General features: G+C 28.0%; 17 protein-coding genes and 1 pseudogene. 7 read left to right on the forward strand and 11 right to left on the reverse strand.

Going from position 1 to position 21,294, the window contains the following annotated elements:
- Positions 1-131: 131 nt before the first annotated feature.
- Positions 132-1,031, reverse strand: a complete 900-nt coding sequence (locus BR69_RS0102780; RefSeq protein WP_027631826.1) for a 3'-5' exonuclease — start codon at positions 1,029-1,031, stop codon at positions 132-134.
- A gap of 249 nt (positions 1,032-1,280) precedes the next feature.
- On the opposite strand from BR69_RS0102780, the gene BR69_RS0102785 reads away from it, so the two are divergent.
- The 6 genes from BR69_RS0102785 (at position 1,281) to BR69_RS0102815 (ending at position 9,117) form a co-directional block, all read left to right on the forward strand.
- Entirely contained in the window at positions 1,281-2,381 is a 1,101-nt protein-coding gene (locus BR69_RS0102785; RefSeq protein ID WP_027631827.1) for a glycosyl hydrolase family 8, read from the forward strand.
- A 499-nt stretch (positions 2,382-2,880) separates the two neighbouring features.
- The gene (locus BR69_RS0102795; RefSeq protein ID WP_027631828.1) at positions 2,881-3,720 is read left to right on the forward strand and encodes a diguanylate cyclase domain-containing protein; all 840 of its coding nucleotides are present in this window, start codon (positions 2,881-2,883) and stop codon (positions 3,718-3,720) included.
- Positions 3,710-5,089, forward strand: coding sequence for a hypothetical protein (locus BR69_RS0102800; RefSeq protein WP_027631829.1), 1,380 nt, complete (start codon positions 3,710-3,712; stop codon positions 5,087-5,089). The genes BR69_RS0102795 and BR69_RS0102800 overlap by 11 nt, the downstream gene beginning before the upstream one ends.
- Before the next feature lie 5 nt (positions 5,090-5,094).
- The gene (locus BR69_RS0102805) at positions 5,095-6,354 is read left to right on the forward strand and encodes a glycosyltransferase family 2 protein (RefSeq protein ID WP_027631830.1); all 1,260 of its coding nucleotides are present in this window, start codon (positions 5,095-5,097) and stop codon (positions 6,352-6,354) included.
- A 14-nt stretch (positions 6,355-6,368) separates the two neighbouring features.
- Positions 6,369-8,447, forward strand: coding sequence for a cellulose biosynthesis cyclic di-GMP-binding regulatory protein BcsB (locus BR69_RS0102810; RefSeq protein WP_027631831.1), 2,079 nt, complete (start codon positions 6,369-6,371; stop codon positions 8,445-8,447).
- A gap of 448 nt (positions 8,448-8,895) precedes the next feature.
- Positions 8,896-9,117 (forward strand): DUF3955 domain-containing protein, encoded by a 222-nt coding sequence (locus BR69_RS0102815; protein WP_027631832.1) that lies wholly within the window; start codon positions 8,896-8,898, stop codon positions 9,115-9,117.
- A 176-nt stretch (positions 9,118-9,293) separates the two neighbouring features.
- Here the strand turns inward: BR69_RS0102815 and BR69_RS19745 are convergent.
- Positions 9,294-9,866: pseudogene (locus BR69_RS19745) on the reverse strand (peptide-methionine (S)-S-oxide reductase); the annotation flags it as partial.
- A gap of 708 nt (positions 9,867-10,574) precedes the next feature.
- A complete protein-coding gene (gene lexA / locus BR69_RS0102825) occupies positions 10,575-11,936 on the reverse strand; it encodes a transcriptional repressor LexA (RefSeq protein WP_027631833.1) in 1,362 nt (453 codons plus the stop codon).
- 485 nt (positions 11,937-12,421) lie between these two features.
- On the opposite strand from lexA, the gene BR69_RS0102830 reads away from it, so the two are divergent.
- On the forward strand, positions 12,422-13,858 hold the full coding sequence (locus tag BR69_RS0102830; protein ID WP_027631834.1) for a hypothetical protein: 1,437 nt from the start codon (positions 12,422-12,424) through the stop codon (positions 13,856-13,858).
- 224 nt (positions 13,859-14,082) lie between these two features.
- Here the strand turns inward: BR69_RS0102830 and BR69_RS0102835 are convergent, their stop codons facing one another.
- The 8 genes from BR69_RS0102835 to BR69_RS0102870 form a co-directional block, all read right to left on the reverse strand.
- Positions 14,083-14,280: a DUF1858 domain-containing protein gene (locus BR69_RS0102835; protein ID WP_027631835.1), complete on the reverse strand. Its 198-nt coding sequence runs from the start codon at positions 14,278-14,280 to the stop codon at positions 14,083-14,085.
- Positions 14,281-14,406: 126 nt separating this feature from the next.
- Positions 14,407-15,786, reverse strand: a complete 1,380-nt coding sequence (locus BR69_RS0102840; protein ID WP_027631836.1) for an MATE family efflux transporter — start codon at positions 15,784-15,786, stop codon at positions 14,407-14,409.
- Positions 15,771-16,220, reverse strand: a complete 450-nt coding sequence (locus BR69_RS0102845) for a GNAT family N-acetyltransferase (RefSeq protein ID WP_051623462.1) — start codon at positions 16,218-16,220, stop codon at positions 15,771-15,773. The genes BR69_RS0102840 and BR69_RS0102845 overlap by 16 nt, the downstream gene beginning before the upstream one ends.
- Positions 16,221-16,701: 481 nt before the next feature.
- Complete coding sequence (locus tag BR69_RS0102850) at positions 16,702-17,430, reverse strand: Rossmann-like domain-containing protein (protein ID WP_027631838.1); 729 nt, start codon at positions 17,428-17,430, stop codon at positions 16,702-16,704.
- A gap of 150 nt (positions 17,431-17,580) precedes the next feature.
- Complete coding sequence (locus tag BR69_RS0102855) at positions 17,581-18,282, reverse strand: ABC transporter ATP-binding protein (RefSeq protein ID WP_027631839.1); 702 nt, start codon at positions 18,280-18,282, stop codon at positions 17,581-17,583.
- Positions 18,282-19,073, reverse strand: a complete 792-nt coding sequence (locus BR69_RS0102860) for an ABC transporter permease (RefSeq protein WP_027631840.1) — start codon at positions 19,071-19,073, stop codon at positions 18,282-18,284. Before BR69_RS0102860 ends, BR69_RS0102855 begins: the two co-directional genes overlap by 1 nt.
- Before the next feature lie 7 nt (positions 19,074-19,080).
- Entirely contained in the window at positions 19,081-19,890 is an 810-nt protein-coding gene (gene modA / locus BR69_RS0102865) for a molybdate ABC transporter substrate-binding protein (RefSeq protein WP_034849258.1), read from the reverse strand.
- Positions 19,891-20,044: 154 nt separating this feature from the next.
- Positions 20,045-21,199, reverse strand: coding sequence for a MalY/PatB family protein (locus BR69_RS0102870; protein WP_027631842.1), 1,155 nt, complete (start codon positions 21,197-21,199; stop codon positions 20,045-20,047).
- Between the last annotated feature and the right edge of the window lie 95 nt (positions 21,200-21,294).

Raw genomic sequence — 21,294 nt, forward strand, 5'->3', positions numbered from 1 at the left:
TTTAAAGAAAACTTAAATTATATCTTATAGGTAATAATAATTTATTTTATCTAAAGATTCCACTACTATTATTAATAAAGTAAAACCTTAATTTTATTAAAAAACTTTTTATAATTTATATTTTTTTGTCCCTAACTAATTTCTCCTAGCTTATAGCTATAATCTAAGTATTCTGCTTCGCTTATTATGCTTTTATTATTCTTATAAACCTTATTTCCTTTTAATGTTTTCTTAACCATTACCTCATTTAATATATTTGCATTACATCTATCACAATGGGATAATGTTAAAAACCTCCACTTAAATACCTTAACCGGTGACTCCATATGAAGTATTTCCTTACACTTTGGACATATAAATTCAACTTTATCCTCTTCAAAGTCTTTATCCTCAAGGCTCTTCACCATAATAGCTGGCATATTAAGTATATCTTCTATTATATAGTTCTTTACCACTCTAAAGTTATACACCCTTTTAAATACTTCTAATGTATACAAGGAATCATTTAAAGCATCATGAAGTCTACCTTCATCTTTTCTTATGGATAATTTTTCTATAGCTCTTTTAAGACTTAAGGATTTCTTCTCCCCCATAACCTTTGTACAGTATTCTTGTATATCTATATATTTATTTATCCAGTCTATATGATTTATACCATGGTAGGATGCATTTCTTATTATTTCAGCCACATCATCCTTTGCCCAAGAGCATATAATATCATCTTCTTTAGTGAAATTTTCAAGGATTTTAATAGCTTCTTCAAATGGAATTCCATTGTTTACATCTTTATCTTCTATTCCTGTTATTTCTTTTATTTTAGGGTTAAGCATGGGAAATATATAAGGCTTAACATAAATCTTAAGACTATCTATCTCCTGTAGATATTTATCTACCCTTACAGCCCCTATTTCTATAATTTCATTGGGACAATCCATCTCTTTAAACTGTGGATATGTACTATAAAAATCTGAATAATACTTAGTTATATCACTTAAGTTATTAAACTCTAAGTCTAATATAACATATCCCATAACACCCCTCCTTAAACTTTCTTAAGCATCATATATTCCTACTTATAATTTAGACTAGAAGTTTTAGAATTCTAATAATATTACTATTAGAATTCTAAAACTTCTAGATATAGTGTTAAAATATAAACACTATAAAGTTACATAATCTATAACCAAATAGAACATATGCACATAATAAATATTATACATTATTTTTCCTACGATTAACAATAAACTTTATGCTATAATCTTCATCATGGGGGTGCTATATTGAAAAAGAAATTTTTATTAATCACAATCTTTTTAATTATTATGATTTCTACATATTTTCTCTATCCATTTTTTAAACCTATAAATCTAGAAAATCATTTAAGCTATAAAAATCCATCTGAGGAATCTTCTTTATTAGAGAATTTTATAGTAAATAAATTAACCAATGAAGAGATAGGAATCCTTACTAATTACCTTGATGCATCTTCAGAGGATGAAACCACTAAAGGTCATGATGTACTTTCAGAGTCTCAAGGTCTTATGATGATGTATTCTTATTATATTAAAAATGGAAATCTTTTTGATTCATCCTATAAATATGTTAAGGATAATATGTATCTCCCTAACGGTCTTATAAGCTGGAGGGTTTCTAAAGAGAAAGAGAAGAATTCCACCACTGCTTTTATAGATGATATAAGAATAGCTAAAGCCTTAGCCCTAGGCTATAAAACCTTTGATAAATATTCTTATAGAGTTAAAGCCCAAAATTTATCTAAAAACCTTCTTAACCATAATATAAAGGATGATTTACCTATAGACTTTGTTAATGACACTAGTACTTCATCCCTTTTCACCTTATGCTATGGTGACTTAGAAGGAATGAATATATTAGCTAATTTTGATAAACAATGGACCATAATAAAAGATAAGAGTAAAAAGGTTATATTAGATGGAAGAATCTTAAATACTCCTTTCTTTAAAAAATCCTATGATATCTCTAAAGATGAATATTCTTCTGAGGATAAAACTGAACTGCTATATAGCCTTATGATATGGGAATCCTTGCATTCTGATGGTGAAGATATATCTCCAATCATAGATTTTATGGATAAAGAAATGAAAACAAATGGGTATCTAGTTACAGATTATTCTTCTAACCTTAAGCCATTAAATAACATAGAATCTTCATCTATATATGCAGTAGCACTAAGGCTTAGTAAAACATCTAATAATAAAGAGCTTACTAAAAAACTAGAGACTAAACTTCTTAATTTTATGGTTAAAGAAGGAGAGTTTAAGGGTGGTCTTGGTTATGAAAAAACTAAAGAATTTTATTCCTTTGATAATATAGAGGGACTTCTCTCTCTATTGAAAAACTAAATATATTTCAATACTTAAATAAAAAATGTGAAATGAAAAATACAGTTTTATGTATTTCTCATTTCACATTTTTGTCTTTTAGCCTTTAATATTACTTATTAAAGGCTTTCTTATTAAAAACTTTATTATTTTAGGCACTTACATAGTTTTCAGCAGATTAAGTTAAAAGTTCTATAGAATTCTAACTTAACTTCTTATATAGGTTCATCTAAATTAAATCTCAATCTAGTATGACTATAAATAAACTATAATACTTTTAAATTCTATTATAATAAGTGGATAAAATCCATGATTAATACTAAAAATATTACTAAAGTTATTGAGAAGTCTATAACCCCTCTTTCTCATATTAGCTCTCCATTATATTATAGAAAACTCTTACTCTATCTGATTTATTGAATTTATATTTTTTATATTTTTCTTATTATTGTATGTTAACCTAACTCATAGAATTTATTTAAGATTTTATAGAATTAATATTTAAGTTAAGGAGGCCTTTATGCAGGATATAACTAAAAAAATAAATGGTTACTTTCTACTTATATTCTTAGAATTACTTCTACTTGTTACTGTTTATTTTTCTACAAAAAGCTCAATGGATTTAAGAAGTTTCTTTCTTATTAATATATCTATTATTTTAATAATTATATGTTTTTATTTAAAGCTACCCATGGCCATAGGTACTTCACTTATTTTTGTATTCCTATATGGTTCTTATCTTATATATGAAGCTATGGCAAACACCATATATGAAAGTAGTATGTATTTATATATATGGCTGATTATCATACCTGCTTTATGTTTAACTTCATCATCTTTAGGAAGCTCTATATTAGCCTTAAAGGATGAAGCTAATAGCTTTAAAAATAGTGACTATATAGATCCAATAACTAAATTTGATAACAAGTATAATTTTTATAAGCATTTAGAAGGGGAAATGGCTCTCTCTCGACGCCATAACTTAAGCCTTACTTTACTTATTATAGAAATACAATATTTTGATCAGCTTTCTGCTATTTATCCTAAGGAGATCGTAGAAAAAGTAATTAAACACTTAAGTGAAAGTATAAATAAGATTACAAGACTTGAAGATAAAAAATATACCTTAGATAAGGGTTCCTTTGCAGTTATCCTTCCTCAAACCACTGAAGCTGGTGGAGAGGTTCTTAAAAACAGATTGAAGACTTCTCTTGAAGATATAAATATTGAAATTGGAGAGTTAAATAGAGAATTAAACTTTAACTTTAAAATGTCAGTTAAAGAATACTCTAAAACTATCAATGAATCATCCTTAGATTTTAAAGCTGAAACAGAGAGAAACCTTGAATATGATGTATAAGAAATTTTATTTTATATTTCTTATACTTATTATAAGTATAGTCTCCCCTTCCTATGAAGTTTATGGAAGTGAAATCAATAAAAACATAATTATTCTTTATGAATCTAAGGATGACAATTTTACATTTTTAAAATCTTCTCTTAAGCATTTTAAGCTTAATATAGATGATAGTTATTTTAAAGATTTTGATATAGCTAAAATAACTGACTATAATTATATATTTCTTTTAGACACCCCTTCAGATTATTCTAAGGAAATAGAGTCTAAAGTCACTGAAAATATATCTTTAATACTTATAGGAGAATCAATTTCAAATTCAAAAACATTACAATCTAAAGTTTTTGAGAATAGCCCTATTTCTATAAATTACAATGAAAAAACTATTTCTACACCTTCTATAACACCTATTAAGGATATTGGGTTGCTTAACCTAGATGTTTTATCTTCTATAAATACTCTGTCATCAAACTACCCTTACATAGGTAGTAAAGATAACCTTTGGTATATAGGAAGTTCTGATTTTTCTTCAAAATATTTTGCATATATTACCTGTGATGTCCTCCATAATATTTTAAAAATAGATCATAAAAAAGATTTGAAAATTTATATATCCCTTGAGGATATCTCTAGTGATATCAATGGATTTAAAGATAAATTAGAATACTTAGAATCTGAAAATATCCCTGTAATTCTAACCCTTAAGGAATATGATATTAAATCTCTTGGAAAAATTACTCTCTCTAAACCTTATATCACTTCCTTAAGCTATGAAGATAATTCATTAAATTATATTGAAAACTTATATAATAAAAACTTTCTTCCTGGACTTTTAAGACTTTACACAACTAGTGAGGATGAATCTATTAAAAATACTTCTTCAGTAGTATACTCTCATAATTCTAAAATTAATGTTCCCTACTCTTTAGATGACTTTAACCACATTGAGCATTTTATTCCTGTACTTTTAGAAAAACCTATAAGTAACCACGAAGATGTAAGTTACGCCTTATGTTATTTAGAAGTTTTAAGTTCTTTAAATCATGGAGAAATGGCTATTCCCATAAGCTCTTCTTTAGATAAGGAGATACTAAAAAGACTTATAAATGGAATATCTTATTTTAAAATAAATGTGGGTGATATAAAAAGTACTTCCTTAAATTTTAATACTTCTATATATAGTTTAAAAACTGCGGACTCTAAGTTAACCTATAGTCTTAATCCTCCTAAAAGTTCATCTCTTAAAGATTTCTTTAAAAATCCTTGGAATATTCTTATAGTAATAATTGGGGTATTTTGCTTAGTATTCCTTATAATCTTTATGGTGAATTATAAAAGAAGTAGAAAAAAATTATTTAAAAGAAAGGAGTAAGTGTTATGAAACTTAATATCTTAGACTTCTTATTTATCCTTTGTGTATTATCCATATGGATTATGCTATTTTACAATGCTATTCTTACCCTATATGGATATAAGTACTTTGTTGAAGTTTCAGAAAAATCTCTTGCTCCTATAAAAAATATGAACTATTTTCCAAAGGTCTCAATACTTATTCCTGCCCATAATGAGGAAAAAGTTATAGAAAAGACAGTAAAGTCTATGTTTAAGCTAGACTATCCTTCTGAACACTTAGAAATCATTGTAATAAATGATAACTCCTCTGATAATACAGCCTCAGTACTAAAAACACTTCAGGATGATAATCCTAGCAAGAACTTAATAGTTATAAACACTGATAAGAACACTGGAGGTCGTGGAAAATCTGGCGCTCTAAATATAGGCTATAAAAAATCTACTGGGGAGTATCTTGTTATTTATGATGCAGATAATACCCCTGAACCCTTAGCCCTTAGACATTTAGTTTATACCATAATAAGTAATAATGAATATGGTGCTGTTATTGGTAAATTTAGAACAAGGAATAAGAAAAACCTTTTAACAAAATTTATAAATATAGAAGGTCTTAGCTTTCAATGGATGGCTCAAGGAGGCCGTTGGAAACTTTTTAAGCTTTGCACTATACCTGGAACAAATTTTATAATAAGACGCTCTATTATAGATGAAATAAAGGGCTGGGACCCTAACGCCATAGCTGAGGATACTGAAATAAGTATAAGAATATATAGAATGGGATATAAAATATGCTTTATGCCTTTAGCTGTTACTTGGGAACAAGAACCTGAAACCATAAAGGTTTGGCTTAAGCAGAGGACTAGATGGGTACAAGGTAATGTATATGTACTTTTTAAATATCTATCCTTTCCATTTAGGGGAGGTAAAAGCAAAATCTTAATAGACATTTATTATTTCTTTTCAGTGTATTTTTTATTTTTAGTTTCTGTTCTTCTATCAGATTTAATATTTGTCTTAGGACTTTTTACAAACTATAAGGTATCCATATCTGGTAACTTTATGATTCTATGGATACTCTCTTATTTAATGTTTATATTAGAAGTTTCTATATCTTTAACTATGGAGAAGGGCGAATTCACTAAGGAAAACTTTTTTATTATAGCACTTATGTACTTTACCTATTGCCAAATGTGGATAGTGGTAAGTATAAAAGGATTCTATATGTATATAAAAAATACCTTACTCAAAAAGCAGCACACTTGGTATAAAACTGAAAGATTTTAGGAGTTGATTTATTTATGAAAAAGAAAAAAAATAAGTTTTTATCTATAGTCACCTTTTTAACCTTTGTACTTACATTCTTATTCCCTTTACCCAATTCTGTGTCTGCCTATGTAAAGGAAGACTCTAACACCTTTAAATTTCCTTCTAATATTACCCTCCAAGGAATATTTAAGGATTACTCTCTTCCATTTCATATAGAGAAAACAAAAACAGTAACCTCTGGAAAGGCTGTTATAAATTTTTCTCAAAGTGACATAAGAGAATATGAAAACTCTACCTTAACCCTTGAATTAAATGATACTCCTATAAAAACTGTTAAATTAAAGGACTATGATATAAACAAAGGAACAATAGAATCAGAGTTAGACCCAAGGCTCATAAAACCTGAAGGAAATACATTTAAGGTTAAAATATTTCATAGAATAACTGATGAAAAATGTACCTATGATGAAATTAACTCTGGTAACTGGTTATCTATTCATAAAGATAGCTACTTAACCCTTAACTATAAGGAGGATTCCAATAATATTACCCTCCGTAATTTTCCTTACCCTTATGTTGACAAGGCTTTAGAAAATTCAAGTAACTTTGCTGTGGTTATTCCAGATAACTCCTCTAAGGATGAACTTACAGCCTCATTTAGAGTTTTATCCACTCTTAGTAGAATGAGTTTATACTCAAATAAAACTCCAAACCTTGTAAGATATAAGGATATAGATGAATATAAGGATTTAAATCTTATATTAGTAGGCATATATGATAATATAGGGGATAATATTAAAGCTTTAATAGAATCTAATGAAGTTTCTTATTTAGATAATAAAGCATTAATTAAAGAAGCTACCTCTCCTTATAATGAAAAAAATAGACTTCTTATTATAACCTCTAAAAATATAGACTCTTTACTTCAAGGAGTTGCTTCTTTAGATAATGGGAAAATAGTGTCTCAATTTAATGATAAATATCAAGTTATAGAAAACTACACAAAACCTGAAAGAGATTATCCCTATACCATAACCTTTGAAAATTCAGGCTATGGTGATCTAGAGCTTAAGGGATCTAAAACCCATAATTTCTCTTACTACATAAGTGTTCCAAAGGATAAAAAAATACTTAATTCATCTTTAATAACAATAAAATATAAAACTTCCTCCTTAGTGAAAGCTGAAAACTCCTCAATAACCCTTTATATAAACAACGTTCCTATAAAGGATAAAAAGATCTATGATGAGAAATCTAATGAAGGTGAAATTACAGTAAATATACCTAAGGAATTTGAAAATAATAATAGTCTTGATATAAAACTAGCTGTATATATAGATGGTCCTTCACTTAATTGTGATATAAGAGAACTTGAGAATGCTTGGGTCTTTATATCTAAAGACTCTTTTGTAGAATTAAATCTTGGAGACAATAAGAATGTTTCTCTAAATAACTTCCAAAGTTCATTTATAAAAAATTATGAATTTAATAATGTGGAGATTATAGTTCCAGATGATGCAACCTCTAAGGAACTTACTTCTGTATCCACCTTAGTATATCTTCTTGGAAAAGAAGCAAAAACTAATGATTCATTAATGGGTAATTTTGCAGGTAATGTATCTAATAAAAATGGAAATAAAGTTCTCTTTGGAACTCCTGATAGAAATCCTCTTATAAAAGATATTAATTCAAGTCTTCCTATTCCATATAACGAAAGCTTTAAGAATCTTTATAGAAAAAATGGCGTTCCTGTTTTAGATACCCCTATGAATGATTATTCAGTGTTAGAATTATTAACTTCTCCTTGGGGAAAGGAAAATAACATTCTTGTATTTACCTCCCCTTCTGAAGGATCTTTAGAAAAAATAAGCTCTCTTATACTTAAAGAGAATCTTATAAATGGATTTAAAGAAAATGTTGCCATAATAGGTAAAAATAAAACCATATTATCCTTAAATCCTTCTGATTACTCTAGTAATAAACCTTCTTCAGTAAAAAAATTATTTAAGATTCTCTCTAATAACAATAGAGTTTTAATAGTTTCTATGTTTATTTTAGTTTCTATAATTCTTGGAGCAGTATTCTTTATAATGAATAGAAAGAAAAAGTAAGTAGAAAAAATATAATTATTTAACTAAAATCTTATAAATAATAAAAGAAAAATGGGGCTGTGGCGCAAGGAATAAAAACTCCAACATATTGGAGTTAGATTTCTTAATGCAACAGCCCCATTTTTTTCATCTAATTTAATAAGAATTACCTCTTACATATAATTAATCCTAAGGGAATTATATATAAGTTATATTTACTAATAACCTATGACACCCAAACATCACCATATCGATTTAATTTATATTATTATTTACAAACGATAAATAATTATGTATTATCAATATTAAGAAGTAAATAATTTATTATTAATAAGAGAAAAGTAAAAAACAAATTCTATAATAAAAACTTATTCAAAATATTATAAGTTTTTATCTGTATATTCTAGTATATACAGATGAGAATCATAATAAATAAACCTTAAAATAAATTAATTTGGAGGAATTTTTCATGAAAAAATATATTTTTTCTTTAATATCACTTGCTATATCTTTTGGTTGTATAGCTGCTTTTAACATTATAGGATCTAAAGTTGCTGAAGACGGAACTTTAATAGAACCATTTTTCCTAATACCAACTGCTTGGTTATTTGTGTTAATTGCTTTAGTCTCAGCCTTTGTAATTAAAGTATCACCATTCTTTTATAAATCTAAAAAACATAAAATAAGCTAATTCTTATATCCATTAAATTTACTGTAATTTAAATCATATATTTTATCTTTGATATTTTTTATTTATTAAAATATCATAAATCAAAAGGGTGTAAAATACTTTTAAACTGTATTAAACATTTTTACAGTTCAAAATTTTACACCCTTAAAATAAATTAACTATATTAAAAACAAATCCTATTTCCCATAGGATTCTACTATAGAAAGTAGCATATCCTTATTCTTTTCTGTAAGTCCTAAAATGTCTATTTCCTTTTTAAGCCCTTCTAATGTTCCCTTAGCCTTTAAATAAGAGTTTAATTTCATAGCTGCAGTAGAGTTTATAAACTCCCTTGTACTTTTATATATGGTTCTTATATCTTTATTAATGTCTTTTGAAAGCTGAAGGTAATATTTTTGATGATAATCTTCTGCTAAATAGAAATTTTTATATGGTTCTATTCGTACATTGTATTTAACCTTATATTTCTCACCATATTCCTTCATAACTCTTTCTGCTATTTCCTTTTCTTCTTCATTATTATAAAACACAATAGAATCATATTGAGTTTTATAAGATCTAGCACAGGTATTAGGGGATAAAAAATACCATTTCATTAAATTCTCAAAGGTTATCTCCTCTTCATTATAAAAAACCTTAAAGGATTCTGTGTGATCTCCTATATTATGATAAGTTGGATTTTCAGTACTTCCTCCAGCATATCCAACACAGGTTTTATATATTCCTTTAACTAGCCCTAACTGGGCTTCTGGAGTCCAGAATCATCCAATAGCCAATGTAGCTTCCTTAAGATTTTTAGGACAATTTATATCAACAATAGGCTTATCCATAAATATTCCTCCTTCATAGTTAGTTTGTCTAATTTTATATTTTAATATTAGCTTTCTATCTTTCCTTTAGTTACTACCTCTTCATAAAACTATTAATTTTAAGACTTAAATGTTTATAATATAAGATATAAAATATATGATTAAAGATTATTATATAAAATCCATTTTCTACTTATTCAGTATAGTTTAAAGTAAAAACCTTTAATAGTTAACTTATTTCTTTTAAGTTACTAATCTTAAGATAAGTCTTTATCATTTAATTCTTAAAATAATATCTATAATAGAATTAAATTTATATTATTTTCTTTATTAAATAATATATTCTTACTATTAATTTTTATTGTTTATTATTTAGTATTTATTATTATCTATATTATACCATAAACAATTTCTTCTGCTCTCCTAAGTATAAGTTTTTCATTAAATACTTAACTAAAAAAGTTATTGGTAAAAAGCATTAAAAACACTTCCCACCAATAACCTTTAAAATATACAAATATTAAATTCTTTCAATTATACTATATAAAATAATACTACTAAATCCCTCTATTTTTCTTACTTTTAAAAGTAGTTTTTATTCCAAGAATACTTTATTCCTTGATTTACATTGTAATCTATAGAATATTCTTAGTTATTAAAGGACTTAACCACTCCAACTACTATACCTAGTATACCTGCTTCCTTATCCATAAGATTTATAGGTGCATACTTAGGGTTTTCTGGTACAAGGAAAGGTCTATTTTTCTTCAGTATGAACCTCTTTAGGGTAGCATTTCCATCTATTTGTGCAGCTACTATATCTCCATTATTAGCCATGTACTGTTTTCTAATAACCACATAGTCATTATCCTCTATATTAGCACCTGTCATACTGTCCCCTTTAACTTTTAACATAAAGCAATCCTTTATTCCCTTTAAGAAATATTTAGGAATATTAAATATACCTTCATTTTCTTCTGTCATAAGTATAGGCTCCCCAGCTGCTATGTCACTATATAAATTAATCTCTCTTAAATCATCCTTAGGTATTTCCTCTACTTTATCTTCAGATTTTAAAAACATCTCCTTTGTATTTAAATAATCTCTTTCAAATACAAATTCTGATTTATGTCTTAAATCTATATACTTAAATTTCTCCATAGTATCTACCTTAATACTCTTACTTTCTGAAATATCTCCTCTTAAATAATGAGTCTTAACATTCTCTCCAAAGGTTTCTTTAACTTTTACTTTTCTATGTCTTGGCATAAAAATTGTAAAGGTTCCATAGGTTCCTTGTCCCTTTTTTAATGTCTTTAAAAAATCTAATTCACTAACACTATAGTCTTCCCCATTATAAATCATAACATGGGTATAAGAATCCTTTAGTTTAATTTCTGCCTCTTTTATATAGTCTTCATAATCATAATAAGCATATTCCTTAAGCTTCTCATTATACTTTTCCTTAAGATAAAATATTCCTTCTCTTCCACTAGAATTCTTTCTTAAAGCCTTACCTCGCCTTTGTATATCCATGTATTCTTCTTTACATAAGTTACTAGATTTTAAGAACCCGATTTCTTCTATAAAGAATTCTAAGGGTCTATTAAAGATTTTAACCTTTTTATATTTTCCTTTTATCTCTTCTATTAAGGGATATATTATTTTTTTCTTTGAAGCTTCATCAATAGGAGTTTTTCCCTCCATAGAAACTTCTTTTAACATTTCCTTAAGAGTCTTTATATAAACCGCTTCTTCTCCTAAAGAAAGTAAAGTTACATATCCGCTTTTGCTCTTTATATCATTATAATTAAGTCTTATATTTTCTTTTTCCTCTTCATTTATAAGACATAATATTTTATCTTCTTTATAGAGACAATAATTATTCTCAAGAAAACTTAGTCTATTTACTGTAATTAAAGTCTTTTCTATTGGTTCTCCACCTTTAATTAAAGTAGTAGGCTTTGGTTTTCCTTCAATTATCCTCCTTTGCTTTAAAGTAATATCCATTCTCTTTCCTCCCAAAATTCTTTATCTGATGGCTATAAGCTGTAACCCATCCCCTTAAAGATGGGGTATAATAGTTGCTACAACCCTAGATGAGTTTATATAACCTTCAGATGGTGGAAATAACACCATCTAAAGGAATATTCGTTCTATACATTATATAAACTATAGCTCTATTCAAAAATCTCTATCTTTATACTAATAATTATATTATATAATATGACAAATACACTGTATATATATTTGTTAATATGTAAAATTTCAAATATGTTTTTATTTTTTTGTATTCTACTATGTTACATTCCTTAAAGTTCTTCATTTTTCCTTTGGAATATGTTGATATATATATAACGGTTTTTCTTTTCCATTTTTATCCATAATGTTATACTTATGCTACAGTAAAAAGTACATCTTGCAGAATAGACCTGCCTTAGATGTATCTCTAACTAATTATTTTATTTCATATTTCTAAACATGAGGTGATTTAAGTGTATTATAACATTTCTAATTTAACTTTAACCATAGATGAGGAAACTTTTGAATTATCTATACCTTCTCATGTTAATACAATAAATATATATGAAGGTCTCTATCTTAAGATAAACTCTACTAATAATATAATTAATATATCTTTATTAAATACTGGAATGAGTAGAATTAACATAAATAGTCTTTCCCTTACAACCTTTGTTCTAGATAAGGATGATTATGATTGGTATTTAAACTTTCATGAGGATATTTCAAAGGATATAGAAATTCATCCTGTAAGTAATAAAAATATTTCTTCTTATTTATTTTCTATGCTGTTTAGCGAGGATTATTTAAATTTAATATTAGGCTTTTTAGGAAGTAAAAGTAGCTTTAATCACATAGACATTTCCTCACAAAAGGACTCATTAATAATAAGAGCTACTTATGATTTTGTAAACCATACAATTTATGAAGGAGAGGAATTTATCCTAGATCCTATTTTCTTCTCCCATGATATAAATTATATAAATCTTCTAACCTCTTATTGCTCTGCTATAAAAAATACAGAGAATCCTTCTACTGAAAAGCTTGAGATTTATGAAAAGAGAAAAGAAGATAACATTCTTTTTACCAACAAATTAAGCAGTTATATTTTAAGAAATAATTTTGATCCAATAAAAATAAAAATAAATGGGGAAACTCTCTATCCAATTGATATTACATCCTCTATGGGACGTTATCATATTATTAATAAAATAAAAGAAAGACTTTTGTCTTCCCCCTATATAGAGCTTAATAATATTATGGAATATATAAATGTTGTTAGGAAATATAAAAACTTTAATGTTTATAATAGCATAAATTCTCTTTCAGAAGATATAAGTAAGACCTTTCCTCATGCTGTTCTAGTTTCAAAGGATATTCCTCTAGGTCTTATGCTTTCTCATAAATTTGCTTATATAAACAGAATAAAGCCATATACTTCAAAACTATTTTCAAAACCTATTTATAGCTTTGATATGAACTTCTTAATAAAAACACTACTTCTTAGCAGTATATATGTTTATGATAATAAATACTCTATAAAAAATTCAAAGGTAAAAGAGCTTCTAGAAATATTAACAAGTTCCATAAAACCTGAGTATATATCCCTTGAGGCTTCCCTTGAGTTTGCTTCAAGTTTAAATAATTGCGAAAAAATTATTCCTTATATGTACAAGGAAAATATTTTCTCCTTCTTAGTTAAGGATGAAAAAGGTTATTATATTGCTGTTTTTAATCTGTCTAAAAGAAAAACATCCTTCCACTGGGATCTTTCTGAAAACATAAAAGAATACCTAAGTGGAAGTTTAAAAGAGATGTTTACTGGAGAAACCTTTGAGATTAGGGACAACAAATTAAAACTTAAGGGTCTCAATTCCATGGATTGTTACCTATTAAAACTAAGCTGTTAACTTAATAATATATATTTGTATTACCCCTGAAAAAAAGAATAAGTATAGCATACTGTTTATTTAAAAATCTCACTTAAAGATTCCCTCATAAAGAGATTTTAATATGATTTTTACCCTAGTATTGCTACACTTATTCTTTTTATATTCCCTTAAGATTCTATAATAAAATACACTAAAATTTCTCCTTAATGTATTTTATATTATTATAAAACTATAATGATATCCTAATTATTACTTTCATCATTTAATTCTTTTAACAGTTCATCTAAATCAAAACCATGGACAAGAGCTGCATGTTCAAGGCTTTCTGTTTCAGCTGTAGGACACTGAAGACAGTGCATACCCCTCTCTAAAAAAAGCTCCTCAGCTTTAGTATTCATTTTCACCACATCTTTTATTATAGTATCCCTTGTAATATTCATAATAAGCTCCCCAAAATTTTATATATTTTCCCCACAATTCACTTACTTTAAACTTTCATAAGCCTAAAAATTTATCTAAATTAAAGTTAACTTATATTATATTTTATAATCTTAGTCTTATACTTATTAGCTAACTTTTTCCAAATGTTTTTCATCATTAAATAACTTATTTATCTTTAAAAGCACAAGGAAGGTAGCTGTCATTATAACTCCCTTAGCTATACTACTTATACTTATGCTCCACCATACTCCATCTAGTCCTAAGGAACTTATACTAGATAAAAGATAAGCAGCTGGAATTCTAGATCCAGTTAAAATTACACTTATTATTGATGGTATATAGGTCTTTCCAAGACCATTAAAAGCTCCTGCTGTAGTTATTTCAATACACATAAATAACTGAGAATATCCAAGTATTCTAAGGTATACCTGTCCATACTTTATTGCCTCAGCTTCTGGTATAAAGAAAGAAAATATAGTTTCTCCTGCAAAAACAAGTAAAATAGTTGAAAGTACCCCCACTACAACTGCCATTCCCATAGTTGCCTTATATCCCTTTAATATTCTATCATGTTTCTTAGCTCCATAGTTTTGTCCAACAAAGGCTCCAAGGGCTGTAGAAAATCCCCCTGCAGTCATCCAAGATATTGCCTCTATTTGTGACCCTACCTTTTGTACAGCTATAGCAACTGGTCCCCATCCTGCTATTATTCTAGCTATAAACATAGAGAATATAGTAAATAGTCCATTTTGACATCCTACAGGAAAACCTAATTTACATATAACTTTTATATGCTCTATATCCGGCTTTGAGAATATAGAAACCTTTAAAAATTTCTCCTTACTCTTTAACATAACTACTATAAAGCAAAAACTTACAATGGCTTGTGCCATGATGGTTGCAATAGCTGCTCCTAGAACTCCCATCTTAGGGAAAGGTCCTATTCCCATTATAAGCACAGGGTCAAATATTATGTTAAATATAAGTCCTATAGTATTTATAAGAAATGGAGTTCTACTACTTCCTGCTCCATTAAATATAGCTGTAAATACTGGGTTTATAAAATAAAATACCATTCCAATAACCATAACCACAAGATAAGTCTCTGCCATGGCAATTACCTCTGGATCCCCTAACTTAAAGAAATCTAAAAATGGTTTTCTAAATATAAATACTACTACTCCATAAATTATTGCTAGCACTATATTTATCTGTATAGCGCTAACTACATATTTTCTTGCTGCTTCTTGATCATGTCTTCCAAGACTTTGGGATACCTTAATTTCCGCTCCTACCTTAGATATCATAATAAATGCCATGGCAAGCCAGGTAAAGAAACCTGCAGTTCCAACTGCTGCCACAGCACTACTACCAACTCTTCCAATCCATATCATATCCGTCATATTATATGCCATTTGTATAAATGAGGTTCCCATTATTGGAAGGGCGAGCTTTACAAGTTTTGATGTAATATGCCCTTCAGTTAAGTCTATTCTTTTTTCCATTCAGTATCTCCTCCTAAGTACATAGCTATATGTTCTATATTAGCTTCTAAAAATACTTCTCCCTCTTCTGTAAATCCTAAAGACTTATAAAAATCTTTAGCTCTTATTTGAGCATTAAGTTTTATCTTCTTAAAACCTCTCTCTTTACATGTATCTATAAGCTTATCCATTATCTTATGACCTAATTTTTGTCCCCTAAATTCCTTTAAAACAGCCACTCTCCCTATTTTATAAACCTTAGATTCTATCTCTACAATTCTCCCTGTAGCCACAGGTAGGTTTTCATTATACATAACTACATGAATAGCCTCATTGTCTAAATCATCCATTTCAATATCCTTTGAAACACCTTGTTCTTCCACAAAAACCATGGTTCTTATATATTCAGCATCCTTAAAAAATCTATCTTTCCCCTTAAAAACTTTAAACTTCATAATATCACCTCGCTAAAAACTTAAACCTAAAACATAGTTATGTATATAAATCTAACAATATGTAAACTTATACACTCTATTTTCCATAGTTTTAGTATAATTTTAAAATTTATATATATAGAATACTTAAGCTAATTTTAATTATTAATTTTTAAAATAGGAAATTTAAGTATGCGAAATCACTAAGATCTAGTGGATAAGACAGGATAATCTTAAAATCTAATTAACTATCTTAATACATAATACATAATTTATAAGAAACTTTCAATATTTATAAAATAATATTAAAAATTATAGTACTGATACAGATTGTTATGATAAAATTTTGTTTTATTTTAAACTTAATATGCCCTATGCAATGTATAAAAAAATAAACCTAAAAAGCTACTTAAGTAACTCTTAGATTTATTTTTATAATTAATACTATATTTTAATTTCAATCCTATTTATTACAATATAACAATATTTATCTCTTAAATAATTATTTTGAGCAAAAACATAATCTATTAAGATTATATAATTCCCCTATCCCAGCTATGGTAGTTCCATAGAAATATACCTTCTTATTTAATTTTGTAAAATTATCTAAGCTACCATTGGCACTAGTGCTTCCTGTTGCTAAAACTATATCTGCCCATTCTATGACACTTTCATAATCCTTGATTCCATGCTCTATTTTCACTCCATACTGAAGGGTTCCTACCTTTTCTACATCTAAATCCAATACTCTAATTTGAAAATCATCCTTCAAATGATCTAGTATTGCTGGTTGAAGACCTATTAATGCTATTTTATCTTTCTTATGGTGATTAAGGAAATATTCCCTCATCTTTTCTCCACATTCCTCTGGTTCATTGTCTTTGCAATGTATGGTTCTATCTGCTAAATTCAAATGCTTCATAACTGCATTTAAGGTAGCTATAAAAAGCGCCTTATCATAATTACTTTCTAAATCTAATTCTATTATTTCTTTTAAAGTACCTTTGAAGGTAGCTGGAGAATCTGTGTATGCTTGTCCTATATCTCCCTTGAATTCTGCATTTACTAATACTTCTTTTCCATTAAGAAGTGGAAAGTCCTTTCTCTTTGTTATACCAATAGCCTCTTCAGGTGTTAATGCCTTAGTAGTAATATACACCTCTTCTTCTTTAAAGTTATGTCCTTTAATTATTTCTTCCAGCCTTTTCTTTAAATCTAAATAAAATTCCATTCCCTTTCCTCCCTTTTATCTGATGGATACCAATTGTAACATCCCCGTACCCTTAAAATATAGGGGATAACAGTTGTGACAATCCTAGATGAGCTTATCTAACCTTCAGGTGATGGAAAGAACACCGCCCCTGAAGGAAGATTCCTTCTATTAATTCTTAAATATTCTAACTATCCCCTTGTTATCTATGGTCTTATTAAACTCTTCCTTTAAATAAACTTTCTTTATGCTTCCATCTTCTATTATTCCTATTTTATCCCCTAAATACATTGCCTCTTCTATACTATGAGTTACATGTATTATAGCGGTGTTAAATACCTTATGTATCCTTTTAAGTTCCTTATGTATTTCTTTTTTTATTATTTCATCTAAAGCACTGGTAGGTTCATCTAAGAGTAATATTCTAGGAGAAGTTATTAATGCCCTTGCTAAAGCTACCCTCTGTTTTTCTCCTCCACTTAGTTTTTCTGGATATCTCATAGCTAAATTTTCAATTTTAAAGTTTTTCATAATTTCTATTGTTTTTCTCTCTATACTCTCTTTATTTTCCTTCCTCATCTTTAATCCAAAGCTAATATTGTCCTTAACATTTAAAAATGGAAATAACTCATAGTTTTGATAAACCATACCTACCCCTCTTTTTTCTACTGGCACATATAAAAGGTTCTCCTCCCCATAATATATCCCCCCACTCTCAGGCCTATATAATCCTGCAATAGTCTCTAGAAGTAGGGTTTTTCCTGAGCCACTAGGCCCAAGCAAAATATAATATTCTCCCTTATCTACTCTTAAGTTTATATCCCTTAAGGAGAAATTCTTAAAACTTAAATTAAGATTTTCTATGTTTATCATTACCTTATCCCTCTCACATTTTTTCTATTTAACATATTAAAAATTAATGTGGATACCACTGATATAATTATTAAAATAGTAGCTATACCTAATGCTAAATCTAAGTCTCCTGTGGATACATTTAAAAATATTGCTGTGGGCATAATCTCTGTTTTCATCCTTGTAGTACCTGCCACCATCATAACAGCCCCAAACTCGCCTAAGGCTCTGCACCAAGTAATTATAATGGATGCTACTAGTCCTCCTTTAATCAGAGGTAATGTTACATAGAAAAAACTTTTTATTTTACTACATCCTAAGGTTCTTGCAACTAGCTCCATTTTATTATTTCTTTCATCAAAGGCTTCTTGAAGAATCTTTATCATAAAGGGTAGATTAACATATACCTGAGCTAAAACTATACCCTTCTTTGTAAAAACAAAATCAATGCCATTTACTGAAAGCCAATTAAAAAGCAAAGTATTACTACATAATAAAAGCAAAGCAATTCCTGACACTAAATGAGGAAGACACATAGGCATATATATAAGCAAGCTAACAATATTTTTCCCCTTAAAATCTTTGCTACTTAAGAAATATGCTGTAGGTAATGCCATTATTAAACATATGAAAGTAGATATTATAGAGGTTTTTATACTCATTTTTATAGAGAATATTACTTCCTCTGAGGATAAGCACTGCAGAATTGTAGGAAATCCCCTAATCATAAGTAAGATTAAGGGACTTAAAATTATAGTAAATACTATTATAAAAAATATTACAAAGATTGATGAACAAACTTTATCTTTCATTTCCTCTCTACTTTACAGGTTTAAAGCCATAGTTTTCAAATATAGCCTTTCCCTTTTCTGATGCTACAAAATCTACAAACTTATTAGCTAATTCTTTTTCCTTACTTACTTCTATAGTAGCTATTGGAAGGATTTGATCTATATTTTTATCCTCTGGTATATCTATAGTCTCTATATCTTTATTTCCATAAACTGAATCTTTTGTGACTATAGCTGCATCTCCTTTTCCTTCCTTAAGAGGAGTTATCATTTCACTTACTGTGGCTGTCTTAGCTACTACATTTTTATTAATACCTTCTAACTTATTCTTTTCTATTATTTCTTGAGATGTCTTTCCTACAGCATTTGCTTTTTCATCTCCTAGTATTACTTTTACTCCTTCCTTAGCCATATCCTCTAAGGATTTTATGTTCTTTGGGTTTCCCTTAGGTACTGCAATAACTGGAGTATGATAGGCTACTGTTTTATTATCTAAAACTAAACCTTTTTCCTTAGCAGACTTATATGTATTCATGGATCCAACTATAAAAACATCTCCCTTTTTGCTTAGTTCTAATTGACTAAGCAGCTGTGTAGATCCAGCAAAATTATATTCAATCTTTACATTGTTATCCTTTTCAAAAATCTTAGCAATTTCCTCCATTGGCTTTTTAAGTCCTGCCCCACTGTAGACAAGTAATGTGTTTTCTTCCTTCTTTTCTTCTACTTTAGGCTTGTCCTCTTGAACCTTAGTATCTTTATTACCACATCCTGCAAAAGCTCCTACAATAACAAGTACACTTAAGGCTAAAGCCACCTTTTTTCTTATATTCTTCATATTTCTTCCCCTTCTTTCATAAAAATCAATTTTAACTTATAGTACCTAATTTTTTCTTATATCTACTAACTATATTAATGTGTTTCTAGAATATTTTCAATATTATAATAATTTTCATAAAAACTATTGGAAAGAAAATGATTTTCATAGCATATTATAAAGATGCCAATCCTTTTTCTAGCCTTTTTAAACCTTCACTTAAGATTTCTCTCGGACACCCTATATTCATTCTCATAAACCCTTTACCATCTTTTCCAAACATAGTACCATCATTTAAGAATACCTTAGCTTTTTCTTCTAATAATTTTACTAAATCTTCTTGAGATAGATTTAGCTCTCTAAAGTCAATCCAAAGAAGATAAGTCCCCTCATAAGGCATAACCTTTACCTTTGGTATATGTTTTTCTAAGTATTCTTTTACATATAGATAATTATCTTTTATATAAACTAAAAGTTCATCAAGCCAATATTCTGAAGAATTATAAGCTGCTGTTAAAGCCGTTACTGCAAAAATATTTACTGTATGAAAGCCTATTGCATCTAACTCTGCAATAAATTTATCCCTTAGTTCCTTGTTAGGTATAATAACATTAGAAGCTTGTATTCCTGCTATATTAAAGGTTTTACTAGGAGCTGTACATGTTATCGATATATCCTCTATTCCATTTCCTAGGGATGCAAATATAGTATGAGGATTCTCTTTAAAGGTTAAATCTGAATGAATTTCATCTGATACTACTAAAACTTTATATTTTAAACAAAGGTCTCTAAGGGTTATTAGTTCCTCCCTAGTCCATACTCTTCCAATTGGATTATGTGGACTACATAGGATCATTAACTTTACCCCACCTTTGAATTTCTCTTCTAAATCCTTAAAATCCATTATGTATTTTTCCCCATTAAAAATAAGACTACTCTCTACAAGAGTTCTTTTATTATTTTTTATTCCATGAAAGAATGGGTGATACACTGGAGTTTCAATAAGAACCTTATCCCCCTCTTTAGTAAAAGCTCTTATAGCCATATTTATTGTAGTTACCACTGTGGAAGTACTTACTATCCATGACTTTTCAATTTTATAGTTATGCCTTTTATATGTCCATTCTTTAACTGCTTCATAGTAAGAATCAGTAGAATCTAAGTATCCATATACCCCATGGTCTACCCTTTCTTTAAGAGCTTCAATTACCTCCCTTGGGCTTTGAAAGTCCATATCTGCTACCCACATAGGAAGTATATCCTCTGATACTGTATCCCATTTAGCACACATTGTATTTCTTCTATCTACTATCTTATTAAAATCAACCATTTATATAAATCCCCCTTTGACCTATAATATCTTTATTTTAGCCTATATCTATAGTTCTTTCTAATTTATAATACCTATACATATATTTATGTTTA

It is taken from the genome of Clostridium hydrogeniformans DSM 21757 (assembly GCF_000686705.1).
Lineage (GTDB): Bacteria > Bacillota > Clostridia > Clostridiales > Clostridiaceae > Clostridium_Z > Clostridium_Z hydrogeniformans.